The 2,380-nt window shown below is 79.3% G+C and carries 3 protein-coding genes; 2 read left to right on the top strand and 1 reads right to left on the bottom strand.

Annotated elements, in window-relative coordinates; all coding sequences use genetic code 11:
• Positions 1 to 67: 67 nt before the first annotated feature.
• Positions 68 to 1,006, bottom strand: coding sequence for an alcohol dehydrogenase catalytic domain-containing protein (locus tag ACFVVL_RS28785; RefSeq protein ID WP_387680307.1), 939 nt, complete (start codon positions 1,004 to 1,006; stop codon positions 68 to 70).
• Positions 1,007 to 1,137: 131 nt separating this feature from the next.
• Here ACFVVL_RS28785 and ACFVVL_RS28780 point away from each other — a divergent pair, with 131 nt between their 5' ends.
• Together ACFVVL_RS28780 and merB are read left to right on the top strand one after the other, a co-directional pair.
• Positions 1,138 to 1,581: a winged helix-turn-helix transcriptional regulator gene (locus ACFVVL_RS28780; RefSeq protein WP_387680304.1), complete on the top strand. Its 444-nt coding sequence runs from the start codon at positions 1,138 to 1,140 to the stop codon at positions 1,579 to 1,581.
• A 5-nt stretch (positions 1,582 to 1,586) separates the two neighbouring features.
• Complete coding sequence (merB, locus tag ACFVVL_RS28775) at positions 1,587 to 2,246, top strand: organomercurial lyase (protein WP_387680302.1); 660 nt, start codon at positions 1,587 to 1,589, stop codon at positions 2,244 to 2,246.
• The last annotated feature ends 134 nt before the right edge of the window (positions 2,247 to 2,380 follow it).

The following is a 2,380-nucleotide window of genomic DNA, read 5'->3' as shown; positions in this document are numbered from 1 at the left end:
CCGCCGTGCCGCCCGCCGTGCCGCCCGCCGGGCCGCCCGCCGGGCCGGCCGGTCCGGCGCACCGGCCTCAGGGCACCAGGACGAGCCGCCCGCGCAGACCGCCGTGCGCCAGCCGCCGGTGGGCGGCCGCGGCCCGCTCCAGCGGCAGGGTGTCCGCCACCCGCAGCGCCAGTTCCCGGCGCGCGGCCAGGGCCGCCAGCCCGGCGAGCGCGGTGCCGTCCGCCGTCACCCAGACGTGGGCGACCCGGATCCCGCGCAGCCCCGGTGGCGCCGCGCCCGCCGCCACCGCGACGAAGGCCCCCCGGTTGCGCACCGCGCCGAGCGCCGTCACGCCCAGCAGTGCCGCGTCCAGCGCGCCGTCCACCCCGCCGGGCACCAGCGCGCGCACCGCGGCGGCCGGGTCGGGGGCGTCGCGCGGCACGTACCACTCGGCGCCCAGCTCCCGCAGCAGCGCGGCATCCCGCTCGCCCGCCACGGCGACCACCCGCAGCCCGCGCCGCACCGCCAGCTGCACGGCGAAGCCGCCGACCGCGCCCGCCGCGCCGGTGACCAGCAGCGTCGCCCCGGCCGGCAGGTCGAGCAGGTCCAGGGCCTGGAGGGCGGTGAGCCCGTTGAGCGGCAGGGTCGCCGCCTCGACGGCGGGCACGCCGGGCGGCGCGGGGGCGAGCGCGGTGGCGTCCAGCACCAGGGCGTCGGCGTGGCTGCCGAGCGGGACGTCCAGCCGGTCGCGCAGCCCGATCACCTCGTCCCCGACCGCGAAGCCGCTCACCCCCGGGCCGAGCCGCTCCACCGTGCCGGCCACGTCCCAGCCGATCCCGACGGTCTCCCGGGGCGCCATCAGCCCGGCCTCCGTGAGCACCCCGGAGCGGGTCACCGCGTCCACCGGGTTGACCGCGGCGGCCGCCACCCGCACCCGCACCTGACCCGGACCGGGCTCGGGGACGGCCACCTCGACCAGTTCCAGGACCTCCGGACCGCCGAACCGGCGGACGACCACGGCACGCATCGCGCTCTCCCTCCGACAGGGCCCCGCCTCCGGAACGGGCGGGGCTTGCCAACGGCCCCCAACCTAAGGAGAGTTGCTCTCCGGAAGGAAGTACGCACCCGCGAGTGCGTACCGCACGCAGAGGAGAGCCGATGGCGACCACCACCGCCGCCCAGCGCCGCTCGGCGGCCCGGGCCGGCTACGACGCCTACCTCGCCGAGTGCCCCGCCCGGCAGCTGCTGGAGCGGATCGGCGACAAGTGGGTCAGCCTGATCGTCAACGCCCTCGCCGACGGCCCGCAGCGCTACAGCGACCTGCGCCGCCGCCTGGCCGGGGTCAGCGAGAAGATGCTCACCCAGACCCTGCGGTCCCTGGAGCGCGACGGCCTGCTGACCCGTACGGTCACCGCGTCCGTCCCGGCCCGGGTGGACTACGCGCTCACCCCGCTCGGCGCCGGGCTGCTCCCGCTGCTGCGGGCGATCAAGGACTGGGCGGAGGAGAACATGCCCGAGGTGCTGGCCCACCGGGAGGCCCACGACGGCCGGGCCGCGGATCCGGCGCCGGTCCCGGCCGTGGCCCCGGTCGCGGCGGGCTGACGGCCGTGGACGCCGAAGAACTGAGGCTCGCGGTCTACCGCGCCTTCGCCGCCACCGGCCGGGCCCCCGGCCACGCCGCGCTGGCCGCCCGGCTGGGCGCCACCGAGGCGGAGGTCCGGGCCGGTCTGCGCCGGCTCGCCGGGGCCCGGCACCTCGCCCTCGGCCCGGACGACACGATCGTCATGGCCCACCCGTTCTCGGCCGTGCCCCTGGGCTTCTCGGTGATGGCCGGCGACACCCTGTGGTTCGGCGGCTGCGCCTGGGACTCCTTCGCACTGCCGCACCTCGTCCCCGGCGCCGATCCGGCGCTGGTCGCCACCACCTGCCCGGCCTGCGGGCGCGCGCACGCCTGGACCGTCACCCGGCAGGCCCCGCCGGAGGGCGGGCAGGTGGCCCACTTCCTGGTGCCCGCCGCCCGGATGTGGGAGGACGTCGTCCACACCTGCGCGCACCAGCGGCTGTTCTGCTCCACCGACTGCGTCGACGCCTGGCTCGCCGCCACCGGCAACCCGCGCGGCAGCGTGCTCGACCTGGGCACCCTCTGGCGGCTCGCCGCGCACTGGTACGAGGGGCGGCTCGGCTCGCCGTACACCCGGCGCGAGCCGGCCGCGGCCGCCGAGTACCTGCGCTCGGTGGGGCTGAGCGGGGCGTTCTGGGGGCTCTGAGCCGCCGGCCCGGGCCGGCGGAACGCCGCAGGCCCGTGCGGCCGCCCCCCTCGGGGCGGGGGCGGCCGCCCGGGCCGGGGTGAGGGGGGGGGCGGCAGCGTCACAGGGTGCGGCACAGACCGCCCGGCGGGCCG

This window comes from Kitasatospora sp. NPDC058115 (assembly GCF_042884635.1).
GTDB lineage: Bacteria > Actinomycetota > Actinomycetes > Streptomycetales > Streptomycetaceae > Kitasatospora.
This window is presented reverse-complemented; position numbering and strand designations above follow the sequence as displayed.

What these genes read in the sequence shown, in the direction of transcription:
- ACFVVL_RS28785 (WP_387680307.1), bottom strand. Translation starts at nt 1,006, where the DNA reads ATGCGTGCCGTGGTCGTCCGCCGGTTCGGCGGTCCGGAGGTCCTGGAA.
- ACFVVL_RS28780 (WP_387680304.1), top strand. Translation starts at nt 1,138, where the DNA reads ATGGCGACCACCACCGCCGCCCAGCGCCGCTCGGCGGCCCGGGCCGGC.